Source organism: Alphaproteobacteria bacterium (assembly GCA_020638555.1).
Lineage (GTDB): Bacteria > Pseudomonadota > Alphaproteobacteria > Bin95 > Bin95 > JACKII01.
Window position 1 is genome coordinate 121,538 of the sequence record JACKII010000002.1, and the last position, 24,818, is coordinate 146,355.

25 protein-coding genes are annotated in these 24,818 nt (G+C 68.2%); 12 read left to right on the forward strand and 13 right to left on the reverse strand.

From position 1 onward, the window contains the following. Positions 1 to 21: 21 nt before the first annotated feature. From H6844_06695 to H6844_06710, 4 genes are read right to left on the reverse strand one after another with little or no spacing between them, the layout of a single operon-like run. A complete protein-coding gene (locus H6844_06695) occupies positions 22 to 1,008 on the reverse strand; it encodes a branched-chain amino acid ABC transporter permease (protein MCB9929083.1) in 987 nt (328 codons plus the stop codon). Positions 1,009 to 1,014: 6 nt separating this feature from the next. Next, positions 1,015 to 1,890 carry a branched-chain amino acid ABC transporter permease gene (locus H6844_06700; protein ID MCB9929084.1) on the reverse strand — a complete coding sequence of 292 codons (876 nt, stop codon included), beginning with the start codon at positions 1,888 to 1,890 and terminating at the stop codon, positions 1,015 to 1,017. A 12-nt stretch (positions 1,891 to 1,902) separates the two neighbouring features. Further along, the gene (locus H6844_06705; protein MCB9929085.1) at positions 1,903 to 2,616 is read right to left on the reverse strand and encodes an ABC transporter ATP-binding protein; all 714 of its coding nucleotides are present in this window, start codon (positions 2,614 to 2,616) and stop codon (positions 1,903 to 1,905) included. Continuing rightward, a complete protein-coding gene (locus H6844_06710) occupies positions 2,613 to 3,380 on the reverse strand; it encodes an ABC transporter ATP-binding protein (protein MCB9929086.1) in 768 nt (255 codons plus the stop codon). The genes H6844_06705 and H6844_06710 overlap by 4 nt, the downstream gene beginning before the upstream one ends. A gap of 732 nt (positions 3,381 to 4,112) precedes the next feature. Here H6844_06710 and H6844_06715 point away from each other — a divergent pair. Then, positions 4,113 to 5,525, forward strand: coding sequence for an MFS transporter (locus tag H6844_06715; protein ID MCB9929087.1), 1,413 nt, complete (start codon positions 4,113 to 4,115; stop codon positions 5,523 to 5,525). 47 nt (positions 5,526 to 5,572) lie between these two features. On the opposite strand, the gene H6844_06720 is transcribed toward H6844_06715, so the two are convergent. The 3 genes from H6844_06720 to H6844_06730 are packed head-to-tail and all read right to left on the reverse strand — an operon-like array spanning position 5,573 to position 7,607. After that, complete coding sequence (locus H6844_06720) at positions 5,573 to 5,926, reverse strand: monooxygenase (protein ID MCB9929088.1); 354 nt, start codon at positions 5,924 to 5,926, stop codon at positions 5,573 to 5,575. 38 nt (positions 5,927 to 5,964) lie between these two features. Further along, complete coding sequence (locus tag H6844_06725) at positions 5,965 to 6,903, reverse strand: glutathione S-transferase family protein (GenBank protein MCB9929089.1); 939 nt, start codon at positions 6,901 to 6,903, stop codon at positions 5,965 to 5,967. Between the two features lie 47 nt (positions 6,904 to 6,950). After that, entirely contained in the window at positions 6,951 to 7,607 is a 657-nt protein-coding gene (locus H6844_06730; GenBank protein ID MCB9929090.1) for an HAD family phosphatase, read from the reverse strand. 48 nt (positions 7,608 to 7,655) lie between these two features. On the opposite strand from H6844_06730, the gene H6844_06735 reads away from it, so the two are divergent. Beyond that, positions 7,656 to 8,732 carry a TauD/TfdA family dioxygenase gene (locus H6844_06735; GenBank protein MCB9929091.1) on the forward strand — a complete coding sequence of 359 codons (1,077 nt, stop codon included), beginning with the start codon at positions 7,656 to 7,658 and terminating at the stop codon, positions 8,730 to 8,732. Between the two features lie 210 nt (positions 8,733 to 8,942). Here the strand turns inward: H6844_06735 and H6844_06740 are convergent, their stop codons facing one another. After that, the gene (locus tag H6844_06740) at positions 8,943 to 9,995 is read right to left on the reverse strand and encodes an amidohydrolase family protein (GenBank protein MCB9929092.1); all 1,053 of its coding nucleotides are present in this window, start codon (positions 9,993 to 9,995) and stop codon (positions 8,943 to 8,945) included. Between the two features lie 14 nt (positions 9,996 to 10,009). Continuing rightward, complete coding sequence (locus H6844_06745) at positions 10,010 to 11,095, reverse strand: LLM class flavin-dependent oxidoreductase (protein ID MCB9929093.1); 1,086 nt, start codon at positions 11,093 to 11,095, stop codon at positions 10,010 to 10,012. A 150-nt stretch (positions 11,096 to 11,245) separates the two neighbouring features. On the opposite strand from H6844_06745, the gene H6844_06750 reads away from it, so the two are divergent. The 4 genes from H6844_06750 (at position 11,246) to H6844_06765 (ending at position 16,603) form a co-directional block, all read left to right on the forward strand. Continuing rightward, the gene (locus tag H6844_06750; GenBank protein MCB9929094.1) at positions 11,246 to 12,463 is read left to right on the forward strand and encodes an iron-containing alcohol dehydrogenase; all 1,218 of its coding nucleotides are present in this window, start codon (positions 11,246 to 11,248) and stop codon (positions 12,461 to 12,463) included. A gap of 217 nt (positions 12,464 to 12,680) precedes the next feature. After that, on the forward strand, positions 12,681 to 14,114 hold the full coding sequence (locus H6844_06755) for an NAD-dependent succinate-semialdehyde dehydrogenase (protein MCB9929095.1): 1,434 nt from the start codon (positions 12,681 to 12,683) through the stop codon (positions 14,112 to 14,114). Positions 14,115 to 14,337: 223 nt separating this feature from the next. Further along, complete coding sequence (locus tag H6844_06760; GenBank protein ID MCB9929096.1) at positions 14,338 to 15,306, forward strand: MaoC family dehydratase; 969 nt, start codon at positions 14,338 to 14,340, stop codon at positions 15,304 to 15,306. Positions 15,307 to 15,457: 151 nt separating this feature from the next. Next, on the forward strand, positions 15,458 to 16,603 hold the full coding sequence (locus tag H6844_06765; GenBank protein ID MCB9929097.1) for an LLM class flavin-dependent oxidoreductase: 1,146 nt from the start codon (positions 15,458 to 15,460) through the stop codon (positions 16,601 to 16,603). A 30-nt stretch (positions 16,604 to 16,633) separates the two neighbouring features. Here the strand turns inward: H6844_06765 and H6844_06770 are convergent, their stop codons facing one another. The 3 genes from H6844_06770 to H6844_06780 all read right to left on the reverse strand — a co-directional run bounded on the left by H6844_06770 (position 16,634) and on the right by H6844_06780 (position 18,752). Continuing rightward, positions 16,634 to 16,945 carry an antibiotic biosynthesis monooxygenase gene (locus tag H6844_06770; protein ID MCB9929098.1) on the reverse strand — a complete coding sequence of 104 codons (312 nt, stop codon included), beginning with the start codon at positions 16,943 to 16,945 and terminating at the stop codon, positions 16,634 to 16,636. Between the two features lie 67 nt (positions 16,946 to 17,012). Further along, on the reverse strand, positions 17,013 to 17,558 hold the full coding sequence (locus H6844_06775; protein ID MCB9929099.1) for a carboxymuconolactone decarboxylase family protein: 546 nt from the start codon (positions 17,556 to 17,558) through the stop codon (positions 17,013 to 17,015). 129 nt (positions 17,559 to 17,687) lie between these two features. Beyond that, on the reverse strand, positions 17,688 to 18,752 hold the full coding sequence (locus tag H6844_06780) for a TauD/TfdA family dioxygenase (protein MCB9929100.1): 1,065 nt from the start codon (positions 18,750 to 18,752) through the stop codon (positions 17,688 to 17,690). Positions 18,753 to 18,951: 199 nt separating this feature from the next. Between H6844_06780 and H6844_06785 the strand changes: the two genes are divergently transcribed. Both H6844_06785 and H6844_06790 read left to right on the forward strand, forming a co-directional pair. Further along, a complete protein-coding gene (locus H6844_06785) occupies positions 18,952 to 19,200 on the forward strand; it encodes a YdcH family protein (GenBank protein ID MCB9929101.1) in 249 nt (82 codons plus the stop codon). A gap of 217 nt (positions 19,201 to 19,417) precedes the next feature. After that, entirely contained in the window at positions 19,418 to 20,617 is a 1,200-nt protein-coding gene (locus tag H6844_06790; protein MCB9929102.1) for an MFS transporter, read from the forward strand. On the opposite strand, the gene H6844_06795 is transcribed toward H6844_06790, so the two are convergent. After that, positions 20,601 to 20,987, reverse strand: a complete 387-nt coding sequence (locus tag H6844_06795) for a VOC family protein (protein ID MCB9929103.1) — start codon at positions 20,985 to 20,987, stop codon at positions 20,601 to 20,603. The two genes, H6844_06790 and H6844_06795, sit on opposite strands and share 17 nt — an antisense overlap. A gap of 134 nt (positions 20,988 to 21,121) precedes the next feature. On the opposite strand from H6844_06795, the gene H6844_06800 reads away from it, so the two are divergent. Genes H6844_06800 through H6844_06815 form a run of 4 tightly spaced genes read left to right on the forward strand, consistent with a single transcriptional unit; the run spans position 21,122 to position 24,791 of the window. Beyond that, the gene (locus tag H6844_06800; protein ID MCB9929104.1) at positions 21,122 to 22,102 is read left to right on the forward strand and encodes a DMT family transporter; all 981 of its coding nucleotides are present in this window, start codon (positions 21,122 to 21,124) and stop codon (positions 22,100 to 22,102) included. A 38-nt stretch (positions 22,103 to 22,140) separates the two neighbouring features. Then, positions 22,141 to 23,034 carry a DMT family transporter gene (locus H6844_06805; protein ID MCB9929105.1) on the forward strand — a complete coding sequence of 298 codons (894 nt, stop codon included), beginning with the start codon at positions 22,141 to 22,143 and terminating at the stop codon, positions 23,032 to 23,034. Next, a complete protein-coding gene (locus H6844_06810; protein MCB9929106.1) occupies positions 23,021 to 23,917 on the forward strand; it encodes a DMT family transporter in 897 nt (298 codons plus the stop codon). Before H6844_06805 ends, H6844_06810 begins: the two co-directional genes overlap by 14 nt. Continuing rightward, positions 23,904 to 24,791, forward strand: a complete 888-nt coding sequence (locus tag H6844_06815) for a DMT family transporter (GenBank protein MCB9929107.1) — start codon at positions 23,904 to 23,906, stop codon at positions 24,789 to 24,791. The genes H6844_06810 and H6844_06815 overlap by 14 nt, the downstream gene beginning before the upstream one ends. Positions 24,792 to 24,818: the final 27 nt, after the last annotated feature.

A 24,818-nucleotide genomic window follows, 5' to 3' on the forward strand; every position in this document is an offset into this window, starting at 1 on the left:
GTGGCGCAGAACGGTCTGATTCTATCCGGCCATCCTTCGCTTCACCCACGCCAAGCCACGCTCGACACCGCCCCAGACCCCGAATGGAATGAAATAGATGATCAGGATCAAGAAGATGCCGAAAAGTGCCCACGGTGGCGGCAGCCACCCATGGGCCAGACGCAGATCCTGGGCCCAGTTCGGCATGAAGACGATGAACAGGCCCCCGAAAATTGCGCCGGGGATCGAGACGATACCGCCGACCACCGACCCTACCAGAATATAGACGGCAACAAAGAAGTTAAAGGCATCCGGCGAGACGAACTCGCTCGCATAGGTGAACAGCGCGCCGCCGATGCCGGCATACATGGCGCTCAGGCCGAACGTGGTCGTTTTGACCAGCGGCATGTTGATGCCCATGGTCTTGGCGGCAATCGGGTTGTCGCGAATGGCCATCATCGCCCGGCCCGACCGGCTGTGCAGGATGCACCAGGTGACGACCATCAGGAACAGCATGATCGCCAGCGCCACGTAATAGAGCGACTGGTCGGGGCTGAGGCCGGCGAAAATCGGCTCCGGCTTCGGCACGAAAATGCCCTGCACGCCGCCGGTCGCCTCTTCGAAGGCATCGAATTTCAGCAATTGCGGCGTGGCCACCGCCAGCGCGAAGGTGGCCAGGGCCAGATACAGACCCTCCAGCCGCAGCGCCGGCAGGCCGAACAGGAAGCCGAACACGAACGAGACCGCCGCGGCAAAGACGATGCTCTCGTACGGTCCCCACCCGAAATGTTCGATCATGATGGCAGACGCATAGGCGCCAGCGGCAAAGAACGCGCTGTGGCCGACCGAGAACTGGCCATTATAGCCCGTCAGCACGTTCAGGCCGAGCATGGCCACACCCCAGGCCATGGCCAGGGTGAACTGATAGGTGACGAAGTCGGGGACCAGGAACGGCACGACAATGCCGACGGCCACCGCGATGAGAAAGCCGATCAGAAGCGTCGGCGTAATGGGATTGGGACGCGCCATCGTTCGCTACACCCTCTTCACGACGACGCGGCCGAACAGGCCCGCCGGTTTCACCAACAAGACGCCGACGATCATGATCAGCGCGAAGGTCAGCTTCAACTCGCTGCCGCCCGGCACGTACTGGCCGACCCAGTTTTCGAGCACGCCGATGATCAGGCCGCCCATCACCGCGCCGAACGGGGTCGAGACGCCGCCCAGCAAGGCGCCGGCAAAGCCATAGAGCAGCACGCCGCTCATCATGTTCGGCTCCAGATAGACGATCGGCGCCACCAGCACGCCGCCAATGGCACCGACAGCGGCGGCCAGGCCCCAGCCCAGCGCCAGCATCCAGCTCACCGACACGCCGACCAGCCGGGCGGAGTCCGGGTTCGCGGCGGCGGCGCGCATGGCCAGGCCCACCCGCGTGAAGCGGAAGAACAGGAAGATCAGGAACAGCACCACCAGCGTCAGCACGATCACGCCCAGATTGTGCGGGCCGATCAGGTCGGACTGGAAGCCCAGGTCCGACGGAAACACGCTGGGGAAGGGCTTGATGGTGAATTCCCAGATCCAGCCGGCGACATTGTTCAAAATCACCAGCAGGCCGATGAACACGATGATCTGGTTGAAGATCGGTGCGTTTTCCACCGGCTTGATGATCACCCGTTCGATGATCACGCCGGCGATGAACGACACCACCACGGTGGCGATCAAGGCCAGCCAGACCGGCGCACCCAGCCCGAGGAAGGTCCAGGCGACGAAGGTCGAGAACATCGCCATTTCGCCCTGGGCGAAATTGAAGTGGTCGGTCGCCTGGTAGATCATCACCACGGCCAGGGCCACGCACGAATAGATCGAGCCAATCGCCAGCCCGGCCAGGGTCAATTGAAAGAATAAGTCCATGGTCTCCCGCCCCTAATAGCCGAGATAGCTCTTGCGCACGTTTTCATCGTCGCGGATGACGTGGCTTTCGCCCGACATCACCACCTCGCCCGTTTCCAGAAGATAGGCGTGGTCGGCCAGGTTCAGCGCGATATTGGCGTTCTGCTCCACCAGCAGCATGGAGGTTCCCTCCTGCTCGCGGATCCGCTTCATGATGCCGTAGATTTCCTGGACGATCAGCGGCGCGAGGCCGAAGCTCGGTTCGTCCAGCAGCATCAGCCGCGGCCGCAGCATCAGCGCCCGGCCGATGGCCAGCATCTGCTGCTCGCCGCCGGACAGCGTGCCCGCCTGTTGCTTCTGCCGCTCGCGCAGACGCGGGAAATACTCGTAGACCCGCTCGATATCGGCCAGGATTTCGCGTTTGTTGCTGCGGGTATAGGCGCCGAGCTGAAGGTTTTCCTCCACCGACTGGCGCACGAAGGTGCCGCGGCTTTCCGGGACGTGGGCGATGCCCAGTTGCACCACCTTTTCCGTCGCCATGCCGGTGAGGTCGCGGCCGTCGAAGCGGATTTCGCCGTCGGTCCGCACCATGCGCGAGATGGCGCGCAGCGTCGTGGTCTTGCCGGCGCCGTTCGCCCCCAGAATGGTGGTGATCGACCCTTCGTCCAGTTCGAAGTCGATGCCGTGCAGCGCCTCGACCTGGCGGTAATAGGCTTTGAGCCCTTTGACTTCCAAGAATGCCATCAGTCCGCCGTCCCCAGATAGGCCTCGATCACCTTCGGATCGCGCTGCACCTCCGCCGGCGTGCCGTCGGCTATCTTGCGGCCGAAGTCGATGGCGACGACCTTGTCCGACACCTGCATGACCAGGCTCATATGGTGCTCGACCAGCAGCACGGTGATGCCGCGCTCGTCCCGCACCTGGCGGATCTGGTCCTTGAGATGATCCAGTTCCTCGTGGTTCAGGCCGCCCGCCGGTTCGTCCAGCAGCAGCAATTGCGGCTGGCTCGCCAGGGCACGCGCCATCTCGACCCGTTTCTGATAGGGGAAGGGCAGGGAGCCCACCGGCGTGTTCACCACGTCCGTCAGGTCCATGAACTCGATCAGTTCCATGGACTGGGCCATCAATTCCCGCTCTTCCCGGTTGACCCAGGGCAGGCGGAAAGCGTTGGCGAGGAAGCCGCTATTGGTGTGGCAATGGCCGCCGATCATGACATTGTTCAACACCGACAGGGTCGGGAACAGCGCCAGGTTCTGAAACGTTCGACCGATGCCGAGCGATGCGATCTTGTCCGCGCCCGTGCCCAGGATCGATTGACCCTCGAACAGGATGTCGCCCTCGTTCGGGGTGTAGAGGCGGGACAGGCAGTTGAACAGCGTGGTCTTGCCAGCGCCGTTCGGGCCGATCAGGCCGACGATATCGCCTTTCGGGATGTCGAATGCGACCCCGTCCAGGGCGACGATGCCGCCGAAGCGGACCACTACGTCGCGCACTTCGAGGAGCGCTGCCATCACTGCCCCTCCCACAACGCCCACACCGGGCGCATGAACAGCGCGCCGGCCGTGTTTCGAGCCGATGTCAACGATTAACCTCCCATTGTGACTTTATCGGATGCGGAGAGGCCGCAGCCGGGTTGCCAGGGTCACGAGCAACCGTCGTTCTGTGCTAGCGGAATGGTCACAGCCATGCAACGGCGTTTCTGCCCGCGGCGGTCGACGCGCCCCACCGTCGGGCGCGCGGCGTCGAAGCCCCGCCTCAGCGCCCCAGACGCGCTTCGGAACCGCGGTTTCCCGGGTTTCGGCAAAGGAAAGCGGTACTATGTTGCGCAAATTACAAAGGGGATAATGCCACGGACGGAGCATGTTGGCGGCTCTGCCCGGCTGGCGGGGCTGAGCCGCCTTCGATGCCGGGGCATGCGGCTTGCATTGCGGTTGTCGCGCCTGGGAACCGGTCGCGGTGTGCGACGTCAAATCCCAGGAACGTTTCGCCCGCCGACGGCGGCGGCCCGGCCACTGACAAAGCCGTGGGCGGCTCGGGCGCTGCTCGGATGCGTTGGTCCTCGCCCCGACCGACGCCGCCGATGCGGTCCTCGGCCGGGCTGCGGCTGCGTTCCCCGTCTTGCCACCCAACCCGCGGCAACCCTATGTTTGTCGGTAACACGGTGCCGCTGAACCTGGCGTGCGGCGGGCCTTTCCGACGCCGTGTGCCGGCGCGTTTCGCCTCCCGCCGTTCCGAGTTCTCCCATGAATGATGCGTCGCCCATCGCTTCCCGCCCGGCACAACCCGCCGCAGAAGACGGCTTGCCGCGCCCGCGCCGGATCTGGGCGATTGCCGCGATCTCGTTCGGAACCGCGCTGTTCGTCGTGGACGGCACCATCGCCAACGTGGCGCTGCCGACGATCGCGCACGATCTGGGGACGGATCTTGCCGCCGTCGTCAGCGTCGTCACGGTCTATCAGTTGATCATGGTGATGGGGCTGCTGCCCTTCGCGAACCTGGGGGAGCGGATCGGGCTGCGGCGCCTCTATCAGTTGGGGCAGCTGGTCTTCATGCTGGGCTCCGGCCTGGCGCTGTTGGCGCACAGCCTGCCGATCCTGTTGGGGGTCAGGGCGATCCAGGCGCTGGGTGCGGGTATGGCGCTCAGCGTGTCCAGCGCGCTGATCCGGCAAACCTATCCCCGCTCGCGCCTGGGCAGCGGCCTCGGCATTAACAGCGTGATCGTCGCGTCCTCCAATGCGCTGGCGCCGGTGTTGGGCGGCTTCCTGGTCGCGCATGGCGACTGGCACTGGCTGTTTGTCGCTGGCGTGCCGCTGGCGGTGGCGTCGCTGTTGCTCGGCCGGACCTTGCCCGACCCGGTGCGGGGTCAAACGCCGCTCGACCCGCTCGCGGCGCTGTGGAGTGCCGTGGGCTTCGGATTGTTGATCGGCGGCATCGAGTATACCACCCATGGCGGGCCGGTGGCCGCCGGGACGGTAGCGTCGCTGCTGGGAGCCGTGGCGCTGATGCTGCTGGCGCGGCGCGAGGGCCGGCACAGGGCGCCGGTGCTGCCCGTGGATCTGGTGCGCGACCCGGCCATCGGCCTGTCGAGCCTCGCCGCGGTGCTGGGGTTTCTGGGTGCTGCCGGGCTGATGGTGGCGCTGCCCTTCCGCTTGCAGGAGGCGATGCACTATTCGCCCGATGACGCCGGCCTGATGATCATGGCCTTCCCGCTGACAATGCTGGTGGTCTCGCCCCTGGCCGGTTGGCTGTCGGACCGGGTGCGGGCCGCGCTGCTGGGCGCGGTCGGGCTCGCGGTTGCCTGTTGTGGCTTCGCCCTGGTGGCCTTCCTGCCGACGACGGCGGGCGCCTTCGATCTGAGCTGGCGTCTGGTCGTGGCGGCGACGGGCCTCGGCCTGTTTTTCGCGCCGAATGCGCGCATGATCGTCGGCCGCGCCCCGCACTCCCGAGCGGCTGCCGCGGGCGCGTTGCTGTCCACCGGGCGGTTGCTGGGCCAGACGCTGGGCGCCGCCGGGGTCGGCGTGTTGCTCAGCATGGGGGCCGGTCTGGGGCCGACCCCCATGCTGATCGGCATTGGGCTCGAAGCCATCGCCGCATTGTGCATTGTCAGCCAGTTCTGGATCGTCGGGCAACGCACCCCGTCTTACGTGAAGTCCTGACGGGGGAACCCGCGAACCGGGGAACCGGCGAACCGGCGCGGCGCGCCTTACTCCGCTGCGACGCTGCTGGCCTCGACCAGCGGGATGCCGTCGACGCGGGTTTCGCCCTTCAGGTTGTCGACCGTCACATGGGTGTCGTACCAGGTGAGGCGGGGTTTGACGCCGAAGCGCTCGGTCAGGCTGGCCAGCAATTTGTCCGTGTACCAGGCCTCTGCGGCGGCGCGGCTCTCCCAGAGATAGACGCCGCCGGCGCCGGTCTCGCCGTTCAGATAGTCCTTGCGGATCAATCCCTTGGCTGCCAGCCCGCGATAGGTCGGGGCCGACGCGGTGCCGCTGGCAACCGCTTGTTCCGGCGTGCGTTTCGGCAGGTCGAACTGGACGATGACGATGCATTGGCTCATGGGGCGCTCCTGATTTCGCGATGATGGCCGGTCTTGGGTCAGGGCGACCGGCCGGGGCGGAGATCATACCCCAGTCTTGGGAAATGCACGACCACTTCCCCCACCGCCGCATCGACCCGGCGGAGCGCGATCTCGGTTTCGTCGATGAAGACGAGGTCGCCCACGATCCCATCCCGGGCATAGTCGTCGGCGCGGATGCGCACGGGCGTGCCCAGCGGCGGGTCCTCCGCAAACGGCGCGGAGGCTCGCACCGGCGCGGGCTCGGTCGCCCTGGCGATGGCGAGCGCGTCCGCCGGCGCCATCGGGGTCCGGGCGCCGTGGCCGAAGGCGCGCATGCGTTCCATCCAGGCGGCAATGCGCTGATGCGGTGCCAACGCGGGCGCCAGGCGGTCGCTGCGGGCTGTGACGAACCAGAGGGCGTGATAGACGGCAAAGTCGGCGATGGTGACGGCCGGTCCGACGATCCAGGGCCGCCCGTCCGCCAGCAACGCCTCGATCCAGCCGAGTTGCACCCGCACCGGCGGCGCGCTGCGCCGGGCCGCCTGCCGCACCGCCGCGACGCTCGGCTCCGGCAGGCCGCGCATGCGCGAGCGGTCGGCCTGAAGGTCCGGCGGCAACAGGTCGAGATTGTGGCCGGAGACATAGAGCGACATCGGCCGGAACAACTGGTTCTCGGCCCAGTAGGCGATCATCGCCGCTTCGGCCTCAAACCCGGCGGGGAAGATCGGCGGCTCGGGGTGGCGCCGCTCCAGCTCGCGCAGGATCAGCCGTGTGTCGCAATAGATGTCCGCGCCGATCTGGAGCACGGGCGTGCGCCGATAGCCGCCGGTCAGCGGGGTCAGGTCGGGCTTGGGCGCCACCGGCGGGATGATGACCGAGCGCCACGCCAGTCCCTTGTAGCCCAGCGCCAGCCGCGCCTTCTCCGCATAGTTCGAAAAATCGTAGTGGTGCAGGATGAGATCGGGCGTCGGTGCCATGGTCGGCCTTTCGGTGGGAGCGGGACGGCCCCGGGATCGCTCTGGACTCATCGGGGCATGTCGGCGAAGCGGGCGAACACGACCGCGGCGCCGGCATCCGCCAGCCGGCCGGCGAGGCCTTCGTCGCCATGGCCGCCACCGGTGAAGCCCCAGACCCGCATGCCGGCGGCGACGCCGGCGCGGACGCCGTTGACGCTGTCCTCGACCACGACGCAGTCCGCCGGCGCCACGCCCAGCCGTTCCGCGGCGTGCAGGAACAGGTCCGGCGCCGGCTTGCCGCGGGCGACGTGCTCGGCCGAATAGACATGGGCGCCGAACCAGGGTGCCAGGCCGGTGAGCGCCAACTTGCGCGCCAGGCTCCTGACCGTGCTGGACGACGCCACCGCCTTCGGCCGCGCCAGCCGGGCCAGATAGGCCTCCAGCCCGTCGACTGCCCGCAAATCCGTGGTGAAGCGGTCGTAACAGGCGGCGCGCACCCGCTCCAGGAAATCCGGCGGAAACGCGCCGGTGCCGCGCACCGCATGGTCGGCCCGGAGTGCGGCAACGAAATCCCGGTCGGAGGTGCCGACAAACCGGGTCATATAGTCGACATCGTCATAGACCAGGCCGATTTCGGCCAGAAACCGGCGCTCGACGGCGATGATCAGCGCTTCGGAATTCACCAACACTCCGTCGCAGTCGAAAATGATGGCACTGGCTGTCATAATGGGCGTCAATGTCCCGTGTTCTGCGTTTCCGGAGTCCCCGCCATCATGCCAGACGGTCTGACCTATTTCATCCCCAGCGACCTGCCCGCGCCCATCGACCACCCCAGCGCCTGGTACGGTCCGGATCTGGTGCATTCGACCGCGTGGATCTATCAACTCAGCGAGAACGACATTGCCGAGATCGAGGCGGCGGTGCGGCCGCTGGCGGCGCGCGACGCGGATATCGCCCGCATCACCCGGGCCGATTTCCCGCTGCCGACGCTGGGGCCGAAGCTCGAAGAACTCTGCCGCGAGGTCATTGACGGTCGCGGCTTCCAGTTGATGCGCGGCTTGCCGGTGGAGCGCTACACCACGCGCGAAGCGGCCACCGCCTATTTCGGCATCGGCACCTATTTCGGCAATGCCCGCAGCCAGAACGCCAAGGGGCATGTGCTGGGGCATGTGAAGGATCTGGGACTGTCGACCGACGACCCGAAGGTGCGCATCTACCAGACCACCGAGCGCCAGACCTTCCACACGGACAGTTGCGATATCGTGGCACTGCTGTGCCTGAAGACGGCGAGAGAAGGCGGGCTGTCCTCCATCGTCTCGACCATGACGATCTATAACGAGATGTACCGCCGCGCGCCGGACCTGTTGTGGGAGCTGTTCCAGCCCTTCGCCACCGACCGCCGCGGCGAGATCCCGGAAGGCAAGAAGGCGTATTTCGAGATCCCGGTGTTCAACTCTTACGAAGGCCATCTCTCGGCGATCTATGCCCGGCGCTATATCGAAAGCGCCCGCCGGCTCGACGGTGTGCCGCCGCTGACCGAGAAACAGGTGGCGGCCCTGGACCTGTTCGACTCGCTGGCGGAGTCGCCGGAACTGCGGCTCGACATGGACTTCCAGCCGGGCGACATGCAGTGGGTGCACAACCACACCACCCTGCACGACCGCACCGCCTTCGTCGACTGGCCGGAGCCGGAGCGGCGGCGGCACCTGCTGCGCCTCTGGCTGGCGACGCCGGGCGCGCGGCCGCTGCCGCCGGTCTATGCGGAGCGCTACGGCAAGGTCGACGTGGGCGACCGCGGCGGCATCATCGTGCCCGGCACCCTGCTGAACGCGCCGCTGGAGGCGGTGTAGCGGTTCGCTGGCTAAGGGGGCCGGCTCCTTCCCAGCTCCCCTCTCCCTTCTCCCGCGCAGGCGGGAGGCCATGCCGGAGAGCCGGCCACGGAGTCCGGCCTCTGTGAGAAGCGCTCAGGCATGGGCCCCGGGTCGAGCCCGGGGCGGTGAGGCGTAAAAGTCCGAGGCGGTGGGGCGTTCGAGTTGGGGCCAAACCGGCCGACGCGCGGCTCAGATGCGGTAGACGCGGGCGGCGGTGTCGTGGAACAGCGCCGCGCGCTCGGCCGGGGCATAGGCCGCGGTCATGCGCTTGAAGGCGTTCCAGAGCACCGCATAGGAGCAACTGACCTTGTCGACCGGGAAGTTGCTCTCGAACATGCAGCGTTCGGGGCCGAACAGCTCGATGACGGCTTCGTAATAGGGTCGGTAGGCAGCCGCGAGGTCCTCGCTCGTGGGCGGCAGCGGCCGCTTTTCCCAGCCGAAGCCGCAATAGGTCATGTTCAGCGCGCCGAGCTTGACGACGACGTTCGGGCAATCGCGCGCGATGGCGGCCATGTCGGCGCGCCAGGACGCGAATATCTCGTCGCGGCGGCCGGCATAGGTGCCGACGCCGACCACGCCGCCAATATGGTCCAGCACCATGCATGTGTCGGGGAAGGCGCGGGCGAGGTCGAGGAAATCCGGCAGTTGCGGATGCCGGATCGCCGCCTCGAACACCAGGCCAAGCGGCGCCAGTTGCGCGAACCCCTCCCGGAATTTGGCGTCCAGATAGACGCCGGGCCCCGGCACGCGCGGCGGCGTGAACACCGCCTTGTCCTCCAGCCAGGCGCCGATGAAGCGGATGCCGCGAAAGCGCTCCGGCGCGGCCGCCTGCAACGCCTCCAGCACCGCTTTGACGTCGGCGCCCAGCAGCAGGTCCGCATGGCCGATGATCGCCTTGGCGACCTGCGTCCGCCCATATCCGCCGGAGGCGGCCATGGCGGCGATGCCGTTGACGAACTCGACCTCGCCCACCGGGCGCAGTGCCTCCGGCCCGTCGGCGCGATACATGGAATCGCACTCGACGAACACGGTCGAAACAACATTGTGGCCGGAGCCGAGATCGTCCTGGATCTCGTCCATCAGATAGCGGTTCTGGATGAACGAGGTGTTGCGGTCCCACAAATGGTGGTGCGGATCGATGATCGCCAGGTCCGGCTCCAGCGCATCCTCGCGGACCTGGTCGAGCCAGCCAGCGTTCTGGGATGTGGCCGTCTGGGATTTGGCCGTCTGGGAGTGCGACATGGCGGACGCTCCCCCTATTCCGCCGCCCGCAGGCGCGGCGCGTCCATGGCCTGGACGTGGGGCAGCACCTCCCTGGCGAACAGGCGCAGCATGTCCAGGGTCTTTTCGGTGCCGTAATAGGGCGGGTAGTGCAGCATCAGCGAGGTGGTGCCCGCCGCCTTGAACGCCTCGATCTTGCGCAAGACCGTGTCCGGCGAGCCGTGCAGCAGGGTGTGCTCGGCCAGGTTGTCATAGGCGAACTGGGAATCGTCGGTCTTGTCCGAGATATCGCCCAGATAGCCGCCGGTGGTGCTGCCGCCGGCCATGAAGCTTTTCATGTGGTGGGTGATGCCCGCCTCGGAGAGTTCCTTCGCCTTGGCGTCGGTCTCGGCGACGAAGGTCATGCGCGCCACGTCGACATCGCCGAAGGCCGGGTTCTGGTTCCAGGGCGCCGGCGCCTCTTTCATGTGCTCGCGGTAGTGTTGCACATGCTCGCGGATCACGTCGACGCTGGGGAAGGTGGACTGCATCAGGCCGAAACCGTTGCGGGCCGCCGTGGCAATCGACTCGGCCGAGCCCGCGCCCATGTAGAAGGGCGGGTGCGGCTGCTGGATCGGCTGCGGGAAGATTTCCCACTCGTCCGAGACGTCGAAGTCGAAATACCGGCCCTTGGCGGAGACGCGCTTCTTGTGGAAGCCGTCCAGGATCAGCGGCACGGCCTCGGCCTGGATCTTGCGTCGCTCCTCGTAGGAGACGCCGAGGCCGTGGAATTCATAGGGCCGGTAGCCGGAGCCGAGGCCCAGCTGGAAGCGGCCATTGCTCAGAATGTCGACGAAGGCGGCGTTCTCGACGATGCGCAGCGGGTGGTGCAGCGGCACCACCATCACCGCCGCGCCCAGCTTGATGACGCTGGTCTTGGCGGCGAGATAGGTCAGATAGCTGAACGGGTCCGGCAGGATGCCATAGCGGTTGGAGAAATGGTGTTCGGCGATCCAGACGCTGTCGAAGCCCAGTTGCTCGGCTTCCAGGATTTCGCGGGTGACGCGCTCGTGCACGCCCTGGTGCGGATAGGGCTCGGTCTTCGGGTCGGGGTGGGAGGTGTAGAGAACGCCTACCTGCATGATCTTGCGCTTCCTTCCGATACGGCTTCGGGTTCTACGACTTTCGTGCACCATAACCGGCAGGGGTCGTCAAGCCCAGAGGGCAGTTGGCGGCGGTCGAGGCGGCGGGATAGAGTGCGGCTCCTGTCCGCCGCCTTTGGAGCCGTGTTCATGTCCGACCGTCCCTCGTTTCGCGCCGCCGGCCATGCCTGGCGGCTCTATGTCGGCCCGGGCGTGCTGGAACAGTCCCTGGGCGAGGCGATGGACCGGGCCGGCGCCCGGCGCGCTTTCGTCATCTGCTCGCCCTCGGTCAACCGGCGCACCGACACGGTGCAGCGGATCGCGGCGACGCTGGGCGGGCGCTATGCCGGCGTCTATGACGGGATCGAGAAGGACTCGACCTATGCCAGCGTCCGGGCCGCCGCCGACGCCGCTCGCGAGGCCGGGGCCGACCTGCTGATCGCCGCCGGCGGCGGCAGCGTGGTGGTGGCGGTGCGGGTGGTGGCGATCTATCTGGCGGAGACCGGCTCACCGTTCGACCTGATGACGCAATACCCGGAGGGCAAGCCTGCCTACAGCCCGCGGCTGATGGCGCCGAAACTGCCCATCGTCAACGTGCCGACGACGCCGAACAGCGCGGTGAACCGGGCGGGCTCCGGCCTGAAGAACCCGGACCTGGACCACCGCATGGAGTATTTCGACCCCAAGACGCGGCCGCACTCGGTGTTCCTGGACGAGGCGGTGCTGCTGTCCTCGCCGGCGGAGGTGGTGCGCTCGACCGCGGCGACGGTGTTCGCCGGCACGCTGTCGGCGCTGTCGCAGACCGGGCAGAACCCGCTGGTCGACGGCGACCACCGCCAGGCCTTCCGCCTGGCGCACAACGCCTATCTGCGGCTGATGGACGAGCCCGACAATGCGGCGCTGCGCATCGACCTGGCGCTGGCCGCCTTCCTGCAGAACCGGGCGGAGGATGACGGGCGGCGGCGCTTTGCCGGCGGGCCGTTCAGCGGCAATTACGCGGTCTCCACCGCGCTGCACGTGCGCTATCCGAGCGTCGGCCAGGGCGAAAGCACGTCGGTGTTGCATGCGACGGCGCTCAGGCTCGCCGAGGGCGTGGACGCCGAGGCGGCAGGGCGGGTGGCGGATGGGCTCGGCGTGCGGCACGATGGCATGGGCACCGCCGAAACCGCCGCGGCGGTGGCGGACCGGCTGGAGGCGATCTATGCCGGCACCGGCATGCCGACCCGCGTCGGCCAGCTCGGCATTCCCGAGGACGACCTGCCGAACATCGCGGCCGAGACGGTGAAGAACTTCAACTTCAACCGCGGCGCCCGCTCGGCCGAGCAGCAGGTGGCCGATGCGCTGCGGCTGTTGCGGGCCGCCTGGTAGCCGCGGCGGTTTGCGCATCCCCCCGTACTTGATCCGGCCTGTCTAGCGAACCATCTGGCGGGCTATAACCGGGCAAGACCCGGACCGTTTGCCCATCCCGTCTTGTCCGATCCGATCCACGACAAGGGGATGCCGCCGCCCCGTACGGGCGGCCGAAGTTCGGATCGGCCCGTCCTGCTGGCGGGCCTGCCAGTTACGGCAACGAAGGAGCCTCAGCATGTACCCGAATGTTCAACTCTATCTGAACGGTGCCTGGGTCGATGGCACCGGCAAGCGCTCGATCCCGGTCGAGAACCCGGCCAATGGCGAGGTGGTCGGCACGGTCGCCCACGCCGAGCGGTCCGACCTGGACCAGGCGCTCGAAGCGGCGGCGAAGGGCTTCGAGACCTGGCGCAAGGTCTCCGCCTATGACCGCAGCAAGGTCATGCGCAAGGCGGCCGACCTGGTGCGCGAGCGCGCCGACCACATCGCCAAGCTCATGACGCTGGAACAGGGCAAGCCGCTGCCGGAGGCCAAGGGCGAGGTGCTGGCCGCCGCCGACGTCATCGACTGGTTCGCCGAGGAAGGCCGCCGCACCTATGGCCGCGTCATCCCGGCCCGCAGCGAGGGCGTCTATCAGCTGGTGATTCAGGAGCCGGTTGGGCCGGTGGCGGCGTTCACGCCCTGGAACTTCCCGATCAACCAGGTGGTGCGCAAGCTGTCCGCGGCCATCGCCACCGGCTGCTCGATCATCGTCAAGGCGCCGGAAGAAACCCCGGCCTCGCCGGCGGAACTGATCCGCGCCTTTGCCGACGCGGGCCTGCCGGCCGGCGTCATGCATCTGGTCTATGGCGTGCCGGCGGAGATCTCGGAATACCTGATCCCGCACCCGGTGATCCGCAAGATTTCCTTCACCGGCTCCACCGCCGTCGGCAAGCAGTTGGCGGCGCTGGCCGGCCTGCACATGAAGCGCGCCACCATGGAGTTGGGCGGCCACGCGCCGGCCATCGTCTTCGACGATGCGGACGTGGATCTGGCCAGCAAGATCCTGGCCGCCACCAAGTATCGCAATGCCGGCCAGGTTTGCATCTCGCCGACCCGCTTCCTGGTGCAGGAAGGGGTCTATGAGCAGTTCGTCGACCGGTTCGTGGCCTTCAGCAAGGGCGTGAAGGTCGGCGACGGCATGGAGAAGGACACCCGCATGGGGCCGATGGCCAACCCGCGCCGCATCACCGCCATGGAAAGCTTCACCGCCGACGCGGTGCAGCACGGCGCGACGCTGCGCACCGGCGGCAACCGCATCGGCAACAAGGGCAATTTCTTCGAGCCGACCGTGCTCACCGACGTGCCGCTCGACGCCAAGGTCATGTCGGAGGAGCCGTTCGGGCCGATGGCGGTGATCGCGCCCTTCTCCAGCTTCGACGACGTGGTGACGGAGGCGAACCGCCTGCCCTACGGCCTGGCGTCCTATGCCTTCACCCGCTCGGCCAAGACGGCGAACGCGATTGCCGCTTCCGTCGAGGCCGGCATGATGACCATCAACCATGTGGGCCTCGCCCTGCCGGAGGTGCCGTTCGGCGGCATCAAGGATTCCGGCTATGGCTCCGAAGGCGGGACGGAGGCGCTGGAAGCCTATCTGAACACCAAGTTCGTGACCCAGGCCGGGTTGTAGGGGCGGCTCTACCTTCTCTCTCCCCCGCCCCCGCGGAGGCGGGGGCCCATGCCTGAGCGCCTCTCCCAAAGTCCGGACCGTGGGGGCTGGTCTCAGGCATGGATCCCAGGTCAAGCCCGGGACAGGGGGAGGGTGTTGGCTCCGACGCGGGGGCTTGCTGCCGGCGCGGCGGTGGGGTGAGATGGCGGGCAACGCACAACACGCCCGCCCGAGGACCCGCCCCATGGCCCACAACCCCGACAGCCTGTTCAGCGAGGAGACCCTCAGCGCGGCAGGCTTCCCGACCATCTCCTATGACGTGCTGGCGGTCGGCACGGACATGCGCTCGGACGAGCGGCATTTGCGGCCGGAGGATACCGAAGCCTATGCCTGGGCGGTGGAGGACGAGGACCCGTGGTTTTTCGGCCCCTCTCCCTTCGGCGGCGCCGTCTGCCATCCGACATTGCTGGCGAACCAGGCGCTGTTGCTGCGCCACAACCGCTTCGTCGTGCCGGCGGGCCTGCACGCGCGCATGGTGTTTCGGTTCCACAAGGCGATCCCGCTGGGCGCGCGCATCCGCACCACGGGCCAGGTGGTCGACAAATACTGGCGGCGCGACAAGCCCTATATGGTGACGGCGTTCGAGACCCGCGGCGACGACGGCACGCTCTATACCAGCGGGCGGTTCGTGCAGATGCTGTTCGCCAAGGACACGGCGCCGGCGTCGGGGTCTTCGGCGGGCTCGAACCGGGCGGGCGACGCCGCGCCGGCCTATGACGACAGCATCGCCTCGGCCCAGGGCCGCGACGGCGTGCTGGAGCGGGGGCAGGCGCTGCCGGCGCTCAGCCGCACCATCGTCCAGCGCCAGATCGACATCTACAGCGGCATCCGCCCGTTCTCGATCCACACCGACGAGGACTGGGCCAGGCGGAAGGGCTTCGCCGCCACCATCGCCCAGGGAATGATGAGCACCGCCTATATCTCCACCATGCTGCAACGCGCGGTCGGCGCGGGCTTTGTCGAGGGCGGCACCATGGACGCGAAATTCCTGAAGCCCGTGCTCTGCGGCGACACGCTGGAAGTGACGGGCACCGTCGCCGGCTTCACCCGCGACGAGGACGGCCGCGTGCGCGCCCATGTCACCGTCGCCGCCCACAACCAGCGCGGCGAGCAGACCATGGCCGGCAGCGCCAGCGGCGTGTGCGCGCCATGAGCCAACCGCTTCCGCTCCCCTGCCGCTTCATCCCGAGTGGCCCGCAGAGCGGGCGTATCGAGGGACACTCCGGACCGCGCGGACCCGCCCCTCGATCCGCCCCGGCCCTCGGCCGGGACACTCGGCGTGAAGTCGAAGGGGAGGCGAAACGGTGACCGGCCTGGACCCCACGGACTTCCCCGCCAGCCCGCTTTCGCGCGCTCTGGAGCAGCCCTTTCTGCTGGGCCTGTTCCTGCCGATCCAGGATGGCGGCTGGACGCCCTCGACCCTGGAGCGCACCACCACCTGGAGTTTCGACTACAACGCCGCCCTGGCCCAACGGGCCGAGGCGCTGGGCTTCGACCTGGTGTTCGGCCTGGCGCAGTGGACGCCGAAGGGCGGGCATGGCGGCCAGATCAAATACCGGGAAATCTCCATCGACAGCTTCATGACCGTGGCGGCGCTGGCGGCGGTGACCGAGCGCATCCTGCTGATCTCCACCATTCATGTGCTCTATGGGCCGTGGCATCCGCTGCATCTCGCCAAGTTCGGGGCGACGCTGGACCATATCTCCGGCGGGCGCTGGGGCGCCAACATCGTCACCGGCCACATCCCGCGCGAGGCGCGCATGTTCGGCCAGATGCGGCCCGACCACGGCAAGCGCTACGAGATGGCCGACGTGTTCACGACCCGGCTGAAGGAGTTGTGGGCAGCGACCGAGAACCTGACCGTTGACGGCCCCTATTGGGCGATGGAGAACGCGTTCTGCACGCCGAAGCCGCTCTACGGGCGCCCGGTGCTGGTGAACGCCACCGGGTCGGCCGACGGGATCGGCTTTGCGGCCCGGCACTCGGACGTGGTGTTCATCACCAGCCCCTCCGGCAACCAGATGGCGGACGCGGTCGAGAGCCTGCCGCCGCACACCGCGGCGATCCGCCAAGCCGCCGCGGCTGAGGGGCGGCGGCTGCGCACGATCATCAACCCGATGGTGGTCTGTCGCCCGACCGAGAAAGAGGCGCTCGCCTATCGCGACGCCATCGTCGCCGCGGCCGACACCGGCGCGACCGAGGGCTTTGCCGCCATCACCCGCGGCGGCGACGCGGTGGCGTGGAGCAAGCAGAACCGGCAATACGCGGCGCTGGGCGGCAACCTGCACGTGGTCGGCTCGCCGGACCAGGTGGTCGAGCACTTCCTGGCGCTGCAACAGGCGGGCTGCGACGGCGTGCAGGTGACCTTCTACGACTTCGCCCCGGACCTGGAGTATTTCGGCGAGGCGGTGCTGCCGCTGATGCGAGAGGCGGGGTTGAGGGTGGGGTGAGATGGCCTCACCCCGAGGCAAAATGCGGGCTCAGGCGTCGCTCATCACGTGGATGACGCGGTCGGCGAGCAGGTCCTTGGTCTTGGCGCCGTAGGCTTTCATGTGCGGTGAGGCGGCGTGGGCGCCAAGGGCGGCGAGGCTCGCCCATTTCTCGACCACGACAAAGGTGTCGTCGCCGTATTTGGCGGCGAAGCCGGCATCGGCGCAGTCGACGGTGGCGCCGTATTCGAGGCAGCCGTCCTCGGCCTTGACGGCGGGGACGTTGGCGCGGAACAGGTCCAGCACCTCCTGGCGCTTGCCGGGCTTGGTGGTGATGACGGCGATCACGTGAACGCGGGACATGGTGGTTTCCTCCAAAGTGGGCGGGCAGCATGGCAACTGCCGCCCGAGACTGTCAATCGGGCGCGGATCAGGGGGCGAGGCCGGTCTCGCCTTCCGGCAGTTGCACATTGGCGACGTTCAGGGTCATGGAGACCATGGTGTAATAGCCGCTGATGCCGATCAGCTCGACCACGCCGCGCTCGCCGAACCGGTCCACGACGCGCTGGTAGGTGGCGTCGCTGACATTGTGGTCGCGGTGGAGCTCCTGGCAGAAATCGTAGACGGCGGCCTCGTCGTCGGCCATGTCCGGCCGCTCGCGCCGGGCGACGGCATCGATCACCGCGTCGGAGAGACCGCCCTGGCGGGCGAGGCGGGCGTGGGCGTACCACTCGTACTGCGCGGTCCAGAAGCGGGCGCATATGATGATGGCGAGTTCGGCCAGGCGCGGCTCGAACGCGGTGTTGAAGCGCAGGAACTCGCCCAGGCTTTGGCCGCGGTCGGCCAGTTCGGGCGAGCGGATCCAGGCCGGGAAGGGGCCACGGACGCTGCCCCGCGGGCCGGCGGCGATGGCGGCATAGACTTCTTTCTGTCGATCGGACAGCGTTTCGGGGTCGAGCGGCGGCAGGCGGCTCATGGGGCGTCTCCTGAAAGATGAACGGTAACGCAGGACATTAGCAGAGATCGCGCCGGCCATCCCCCTTAAACCGGCAGGCGCGCCGCAAATCGGCCGGCGGTCAAAGACCGGGATGGGGCCGCCGAACGCTCAATCCTCCGCCCTGAGCGGCGCCACCAGGTCGACGCCCGGCACCTTGATCCCATCCGGGCGGCCGCTTTTCGTCATGCCCTGGTGCTCGCCCGTGAACGCCGCCGGCAGCGTCGGGCCGTCCGCGCACGCCAGCCAGAGCCGCAGCAGGTGGCGGCGCTGCTCCGGCTCGGCGAAGTCCTCGTAGGCCGTGCGGGAGTGGGCGATGGAGTGGTTGCAGACCACCTGGATATCGCCGGGCTCGAACGTCATGTCCAGGTGCAGGGCCGGGTCGTTCGCCAGTTCGTCGAACAGGTCCATGGCCTCCACCTGCTCGGCCGAGAGGCGCGGCACCACGTCCATCAGCTGCGCCTTGCGCACGGCCGAGCGCACATAGGTGCAGATCACCCGCCCGTCGACGAGGCTGAACGCCGGCATGCCGTAATAGGGCTTCCGCCCCTCCGGCACCTCGCCCCAGCGGGTGCGGTAGAGCGGCTGCATCAACACCGCCGCCAGGTCCGGCCGGCGCCGCACCATCTCGTTGTAGACCGTCGTCGTCGAGACCAGCGAAGACAGCCCGCCCGCCTTGCTCTTTTTCAGGCAGAGCAGGCAGACTAGGTCGCTGCTGTCGGTGTGATAGGGCAGGCGGGCTGCGGTCTGGTAGCCGCGGGCCATCGGGTCGTTGTAGTTCAGGCCCAGGTCCTTCACATGCCCCAGCACATGGCCCTTGCCGTTCTGGCTGACCGGCTCGCCCCAGTGCGCGCCCAGGCCCCAGAAGATGCGGGCGGCGTCGGCGATGTCATAGCGCGCGATCGGCAGGCCGCGAAGCAGGAAGAAGCCGCAGCCGTGCAGCGCCTCCCGCCGGATCGCCGCGAGCCGGGGCGCCAGCGTCGGCAGCGGGAAGTCGGCCGCGCCGATCTCCAGGATCGGCCGGCCGCGCACGCCGGCCAGTGCCGCCTCGATCTCGGCGATCTCCGCCGCACCCAGCGTGTGGCGCCAGTCGGCGAGGCCGGCCACCGCCGGCCCGTACCAGGCCCCGGCGACGGCTTCCAGGGCGGCGGCGGGCGGGAGCAGGGTATCGGGCATCGGCGCATTCCTCCGGGTGAGGGCCAGGGGCCAGGACGAAAGTCGATACCGATCCTAGGGCGCGTGCGCCGCATCGTCCATTCCTTGGGGCGCGCGCGATCCGGGCTTGACGGCCCTGGCGACTTGATCTCTGTCATGGCGCCCGGCCGGCTTTGGGCGAAACTGACCCCGTTACCCAGGCATAAGGACCAACACCCGCATGACCCATACCCCGCACGAACTGGCGGAAATGTTTCCCGACGATGTCGACACCATCCACCGTCTGAAGGCCCAGAACCCGCATTTTGCGAAGCTGGCCGACGAGCACCACGAGGTGAACCGCGCCATTCACCGGATCGAGACCGAGGTCGAGCCCGCCTCCGACGCCCATGCCGAGGACCTGAAAAAGCAGCGCCTGGCCCTGCAGGACGAGATTGCCGCGATCCTCTCGGCCCAGCGCGGCGCCTGACGGCCCGCGCCCCGAGGCCCTGAGCCCCGACGCCCGACGCCCTGAGCCCCGGCGGGCCGGGGTTCGAGATTTGAGCCGGCGAACGCCCCTGGCGTCGCCGGCTTCGGTTTTGGAAAAGCCCGTTCTTGCCGGCGGTCGGGGCATGCTATGGGGGTGATGCGCGCCAGCCCCGCCCGAGACGACGGCCGCGGCGCGCGGCAACCCCAAGGAGACGGCCGTGACCGCCCGCCCCCGTCATATCCTGCCGGTGATTGCGATCTCGCAGTTTGCGGGCGTCTCGCTCTGGTTTTCCAGCAACGCCATCCTGCCGGACCTCCAGGCCAGCTGGCACCTGCCGCCGGAGGCGCTGGGCGACCTGACGTCCGCCACCCAGTTCGGCTTCATCGCCGGCACGCTGGTCTTCGCCTTCACCGCCTTGGCCGACCGCATCTCGCCGCGCAAGATCTTCCTCGCCTGCGCGCTGCTGGGCGCCGTGGCGAACGGGGCGGCGGTGCTGCTGGACCAGGCCTTGCTGGCGCTGCTGGTGCTGCGGTTTGCCACCGGCTTTTTCCTGGCCGGGATTTATCCGGTGGGCATGAAGATCGCCGCCGGCTGGTTCGACCGCGATCTGGGCCGCGCGCTCGGCTATCTGGTGGGGGCGCTGGTGGGCGGCACCGCCCTGCCGCACCTGATCCGCGGCCTCGGCGAGAGCCCGCCCTGGCAAGAGGTGACGCTGGCCGTCTCGGTGTTCGCGATCGCGGGCGGGCTCTTGATGTTCGCGACCGTGCCGGACGGCCCGTTCCACCGCGCCGGCGCCGTGTTCAACCCCAAGGCCCTGCTGGTCGTCTTCCACAACCGCGACTTCCGCGGCTCCGCCTTCGGCTATTTCGGCCATATGTGGGAGTTGTACGCGTTCTGGGCCTTCGCGCCGGTGGTGCTGGCCGCCTACGCCGCGGCGCGCGGCCTGGCGCTCGACATCTCGCTCTGGACCGGCGCGATCATCGCCACCAGCGTCGCGAGTTGCATGGTCGGCGGCCTGCTGTCGCCGCGGCTCGGCAGTGCGCCGGTGGCGGCGGTGCAGCTGGCGATATCGGGCCTTTGCTGCCTGGTGTCGCCGCTGCTGTTCTTCGCGCCACCCTGGCTGTTCCTGCCCTTCCTGCTGGTCTGGGGGCTGGCGGTGGCCGGCGACTCGCCGCAATTCTCGGCCCTGAACGCGCGGTTCGCGCCGCCGGAGCTGGTGGGCTCGGCGCTCACCATCGCCAACTGCATCGGCTTCACGATCTCGATCGTCAGCATCCAGTTGCTGAACCGCACCGTCGACGCGCTGGGCGCCGACTGGGTGCTGGTCCTGCTGGTGCCGGGGCCGGTGTTCGGGCTCTGGGCGCTGCGGCCGCTGCTGCGGCCGGCGGCGGTGCGGGCGACTATTTCCGCTCGATGAGCTGATACATCACGCCATGGCCTTCCTTCGGGTGCAGGAACACCTGCCGCCCGGCCTCGATCACGCGGGCGCCGCGCGCCTGCATGTCGGCCTTGGCCGCCGCCAGGTCCGGCACCGCCAGGGCGACCAGATGCACGCCTTCGCCGCGCTTTTCCAGGCTGGAGCGAATGTCGCTCTTGTCGCCCAGCGGTTCGCACAGTTCGATGAAGGTGCCGGACGAGCCCAGCCCCAGAATCGCCCGGCGCAGGCCCAGTTCCGGCTGCGCCTCGGCTTCTTCCGTGACGGTGAAGCCCAGGCGGTTGGTGTAGTGGTCGATGGCCTCGTCCAGGTTTTCGACGCGGACGACCACGTGATCGATCCATTTGTGCATGAGGGCGCTTCCTTCCGTTGTTGGCTGTTGGCATCATGCTATGCACGACAACCGCCGGCGCGCCAGAAGGAAATTTCCCTGCGGCCGGGGGTTCCGCACGACCGACCGGCCCCGGCAGGAGGACCACGACCCGCATGCGAAGCGCCCGGCCGTCGCCGCAAGTGCCGTCGGACCTGTTGCCGCCGCTTCCCGCCCGGGCGCCGGTGGCGCAGTCGCGCGGCATTGCCTGCCTGATCGCCTCCGGCGCGGCGTTTTCCTCCTCGGATGCGCTGTCGAAAGTGCTGACCGCCACCTATCCCACCGGCGAAATCCTGTTTTTTCAGGCCGTTTGCATTGTCGGCGCGACGCTGCTGGGCATCCGCCTGCGCGACGGGCGGCAGAGGCAGAGGCGGGGCCGGGGTGCCGGTGCGGGCGCGCCGCTGCGGGTGCACGACTGGCGCCGGCAATTGGTGCGCGGCGCGATCTTCGTGCTCAACTCGTTCATTTTCGTGACCGTGCTGCGCTATCTGCCGCTGGCCGATCTGATGGCGCTGTTGTTCCTCTCGCCGGTGCTGGTCACGCTGATGGCGCCCTATCTGCTGGGCGAGCAGGTGGGCTGGCGCCGCTATCTGGCGGTGGCGGTCGGCTTCGGCGGCACGCTGCTGATCGTCAATCCGGCCGGCGACCCCGCCGAAATCTGGCCGATGCTGCTGGCGCTGGTGGTGCCGGTGTTCGGCAGCTATCGCGACATCGTCACCCGCCAGCTCGCCCGCACCGATCCGCCGGACGCGACCATGCTGGTCACCACCTGCTGCCTGCTGGTCGCCAGCGCCGTCACCCTGCCCTTCGCCTGGGTCATGCCCGACGCGGCGGGGCTGGGCCTGCTGGTCGTCACCGGCCTGTTGCTGGGGCTGGGCATGTATTTGCAGGTCTATGCCTTCACGCTCGGCGAGGCGGCGGTGGTGGCGCCGTTCCGCTATTTCATCCTGCTCTGGGCGACGATCTACGGCTTTTTGCTGTTCGGCGACATACCGGGCGCCCGCACGCTGGTGGGCGCGGCGATCATCGTTGCGTCAGGGCTTTACATCTTCTTCCGCGAGGCCCGTCATAAGCGGCCCGCCCCTGCTTCTGCCTAGCCCGTTCCGCCTGCTCCGATGCCCGCACTGACGCCCGCATGACCGCCGCCTCCAGCGCCTCCACCCCCAGCGCTTCAGCCCAGATGAAGGGCATTCTGTTCATCGTCGTCTCGAACGGGATCTTCGGGCTGACCGACGCGCTGTCCAAGGTGCTGACCGGCAGCTATCCGCCCGGCGAGATCCTGTTCTTCCGTTCGGTGTTCGTGTTCGTCTCCATCGCCGTCATGGTGATGGCCCAGGGCGGCTGGCGCCGGGTGCAGATCGTCAACTGGCGCCTGCAATGGGCGCGCGGCCTGCTGCTGGCGGCCACCTCCTACATTTTCGTCGTCGTCCTGAAGCATCTGCCGCTGGCGGACCTGACGGCGATGATGTTCATCTCGCCGCTGGTGCTGACGGCGCTGGCGCCGCGCTTTCTGGGCGAGCGCGTGGGCTGGCGCCGCTGGACGGCGGTCGGCATTGGCTTCGGCGGCGCGCTGCTGATCATCCGGCCCAGCGGCGAGGGCGCGCTCTGGCCGATGCTGCTGGCCGCCACCATGCCGCTCACCATGAGCATTCGCGACATCATCACCCGCCGCCTGGCCGTGACCGACACCGCGACCGGCATGATGATCTGCTCGACCCTCTGCGTCATGGCCGGCGGTCTGGCCAGCCTGCCCTTCGGCTGGGCCATTCCGACCTGGGAGGGGCTGGGCCTGTTCGCGCTGACCGGCACGTTGCAGGGGGTGGCGCAGTTCTTCCTGGTCTACGCCTTCATCTATGGCGAGGCGGTGGTGGTGGCGCCGTTCCGCTATTTCCTGCTGCTGTGGGCGACGCTCTATGGCTGGCTGTTCTTCGGCGCGTTTCCGCGGGCGGAGACCATCACCGGCGCCGCCATCGTCTGCGCCGCCGGCCTTTACATCTTCTATCGCGAGATGCGCCATGGCCGCGGTTGAGCGGCCCGCCGCGGCGGACGGCATGGCGGGGCAGGGGCGGGGCATCGCCTACATCCTCGCCTCCGGCGCGATCTTCGCCTTCACCGACGCGCTGTCGAAGGTGCTGGCCGGCGCCTATCCGCCCGGGCAGATCCTGTGTTTCCGCTCGGTGTTCGTGCTGATCGCCATCGCCGTCATGGTGCGCCTGCGCGGCGGTCTCGCCTCGGTGCGGGTGCGCAACTGGCGGGGCCAGGTGTGGCGCGGCCTGATGGTGGCCGGCACCTCGCTGGTGTTCATCGTCGCCCTGAAGCACGCGCCGCTGGCGGACCTGACGGCGCTGCTGTTCGTCTCGCCCCTGATCCTGACCGCGCTGGCGCCCTATTTCCTGGGCGAGCGGGTGGGCTGGCGCCGCCGCGCCGCCGTTGCGGTCGGCTTTTGCGGCGTGCTGCTGATCGTCCGCCCCAGCGGCGACGTGCCCCTGTTCGCGCTGCTGCTGGGCCTGCTGGTGCCGGTGCTGCTGAGCGCCAGCGACCTGCTGACCCGCCACCTGGCCCGCACCGACACCGCCAATGCGATGATGCTGTTCTCGAACGCCGTCATGGCGGCGGTCGGCGTCGCCCTGCTGCCGCTCGGCTGGGAGACGCCGGACTGGGAGGGGCTGGCGATCTTTGCCGCCGCCGGCACCTTGCAGGGCGTGGCGCAATATCTGCTGATCTATGCCTTCATGCACGGCGAAACCGTGGTGATCGCGCCCTTCCGCTATGTCATGCTGGTCTGGGCCAGCCTGTACGGCTATCTGATCTTCGGCACCATCCCCCGCACCGAGACCTTTTTCGGCGCCGCCATCGTCATCGCCGCCGGCCTCTACATCTTCCACCGCGAGGCCCGCCATGGCCGCGCGTGAAAAAAGGAGCCTCGCCGCTTCGACCAAGGGCATTCTCTGCATTCTGGGGTCGGGTGCGATCTTCTCGTTCACCGACGCCGTCTCCAAGGTGATGATGGACGACTACCCGGTGGGCGAGGTGATCTTCTTCCGCTCGCTGTTCGTGCTGGTCTTCACCGTCGGCGCGATCCGCTATCAGGGCGGCTGGAAGGGCGTGCGCATCGTCGACTGGCGCCGCCAGATCGCCCGCGGCGTCAACATCGCGCTGACCGGCATCTGTTTCATGTTCGCCCTGAAACAGGTGCCGCTCGCCGACATGACCGCCATGGTGTTTCTGGGGCCGCTGATCCTGACCGCGCTCGCGCCCTATTTCCTCGGCGAGCGCGTCGGCTGGCGCCGCTGGACCGCGGTCGGCATCGGCTTTGGCGGCGTGCTGTTCATCGTCGACCCCAGCGGCGGCGGGCCGCTCTGGCCGCTGCTGCTGGCTGGCTGCGTGCCGCTCCTGACCAGCACCCGCGATATCCTGACCCGCAAGCTGGGCGCCACCGATTCCGCCAACGCCACCGTGCTGATCTCGACCGCGTGCTCGGTGATTTCGGGCGCGCTGCTGCTGTCGCTCGGCTGGGCGACGCCGGATCTTTACGGCATGGGCCTGTTCGCGCTCACCGGCCTGTTGCAGGGCGTGGCCCAGTTCCTGACCGTCTACGCCTTCGTCTATGGCGAGGCGGTGGTGGTGACGCCGTTCCGCTATTTCATGCTGCTGTGGGCGACGCTTTACGGCTATTGGTTCTTCGCCCACATCCCGCGGCTGGAGACCTTTGTCGGCGCGGCCATCGTCAGCGCCTCCGGGCTCTATATCTTCTACCGCGAGACGCGCGCGAAACGCCGCGCGTGAGCCGTCGCCGCGCCGCCATCAAGCCTC

Bases quoted from the DNA above. Each gene is read 5' to 3' on its own strand.
- H6844_06695 (MCB9929083.1), bottom strand. From the start codon at position 1,008: ATGGCGCGTCCCAATCCCATTACGCCGACGCTTCTGATCGGCTTTCTC.
- H6844_06700 (MCB9929084.1), bottom strand. From the start codon at position 1,890: ATGGACTTATTCTTTCAATTGACCCTGGCCGGGCTGGCGATTGGCTCG.
- H6844_06710 (MCB9929086.1), bottom strand. From the start codon at position 3,380: ATGGCAGCGCTCCTCGAAGTGCGCGACGTAGTGGTCCGCTTCGGCGGC.
- H6844_06715 (MCB9929087.1), top strand. From the start codon at position 4,113: ATGAATGATGCGTCGCCCATCGCTTCCCGCCCGGCACAACCCGCCGCA.
- H6844_06720 (MCB9929088.1), bottom strand. From the start codon at position 5,926: ATGAGCCAATGCATCGTCATCGTCCAGTTCGACCTGCCGAAACGCACG.
- H6844_06725 (MCB9929089.1), bottom strand. From the start codon at position 6,903: ATGGCACCGACGCCCGATCTCATCCTGCACCACTACGATTTTTCGAAC.
- H6844_06730 (MCB9929090.1), bottom strand. From the start codon at position 7,607: ATGACAGCCAGTGCCATCATTTTCGACTGCGACGGAGTGTTGGTGAAT.
- H6844_06735 (MCB9929091.1), top strand. From the start codon at position 7,656: ATGCCAGACGGTCTGACCTATTTCATCCCCAGCGACCTGCCCGCGCCC.
- H6844_06740 (MCB9929092.1), bottom strand. From the start codon at position 9,995: ATGTCGCACTCCCAGACGGCCAAATCCCAGACGGCCACATCCCAGAAC.
- H6844_06745 (MCB9929093.1), bottom strand. From the start codon at position 11,095: ATGCAGGTAGGCGTTCTCTACACCTCCCACCCCGACCCGAAGACCGAG.
- H6844_06750 (MCB9929094.1), top strand. From the start codon at position 11,246: ATGTCCGACCGTCCCTCGTTTCGCGCCGCCGGCCATGCCTGGCGGCTC.
- H6844_06755 (MCB9929095.1), top strand. From the start codon at position 12,681: ATGTACCCGAATGTTCAACTCTATCTGAACGGTGCCTGGGTCGATGGC.
- H6844_06760 (MCB9929096.1), top strand. From the start codon at position 14,338: ATGGCCCACAACCCCGACAGCCTGTTCAGCGAGGAGACCCTCAGCGCG.
- H6844_06770 (MCB9929098.1), bottom strand. From the start codon at position 16,945: ATGTCCCGCGTTCACGTGATCGCCGTCATCACCACCAAGCCCGGCAAG.
- H6844_06775 (MCB9929099.1), bottom strand. From the start codon at position 17,558: ATGAGCCGCCTGCCGCCGCTCGACCCCGAAACGCTGTCCGATCGACAG.
- H6844_06780 (MCB9929100.1), bottom strand. From the start codon at position 18,752: ATGCCCGATACCCTGCTCCCGCCCGCCGCCGCCCTGGAAGCCGTCGCC.
- H6844_06785 (MCB9929101.1), top strand. From the start codon at position 18,952: ATGACCCATACCCCGCACGAACTGGCGGAAATGTTTCCCGACGATGTC.
- H6844_06795 (MCB9929103.1), bottom strand. From the start codon at position 20,987: ATGCACAAATGGATCGATCACGTGGTCGTCCGCGTCGAAAACCTGGAC.
- H6844_06800 (MCB9929104.1), top strand. From the start codon at position 21,122: ATGCGAAGCGCCCGGCCGTCGCCGCAAGTGCCGTCGGACCTGTTGCCG.
- H6844_06805 (MCB9929105.1), top strand. From the start codon at position 22,141: ATGACCGCCGCCTCCAGCGCCTCCACCCCCAGCGCTTCAGCCCAGATG.
- H6844_06810 (MCB9929106.1), top strand. From the start codon at position 23,021: ATGGCCGCGGTTGAGCGGCCCGCCGCGGCGGACGGCATGGCGGGGCAG.
- H6844_06815 (MCB9929107.1), top strand. From the start codon at position 23,904: ATGGCCGCGCGTGAAAAAAGGAGCCTCGCCGCTTCGACCAAGGGCATT.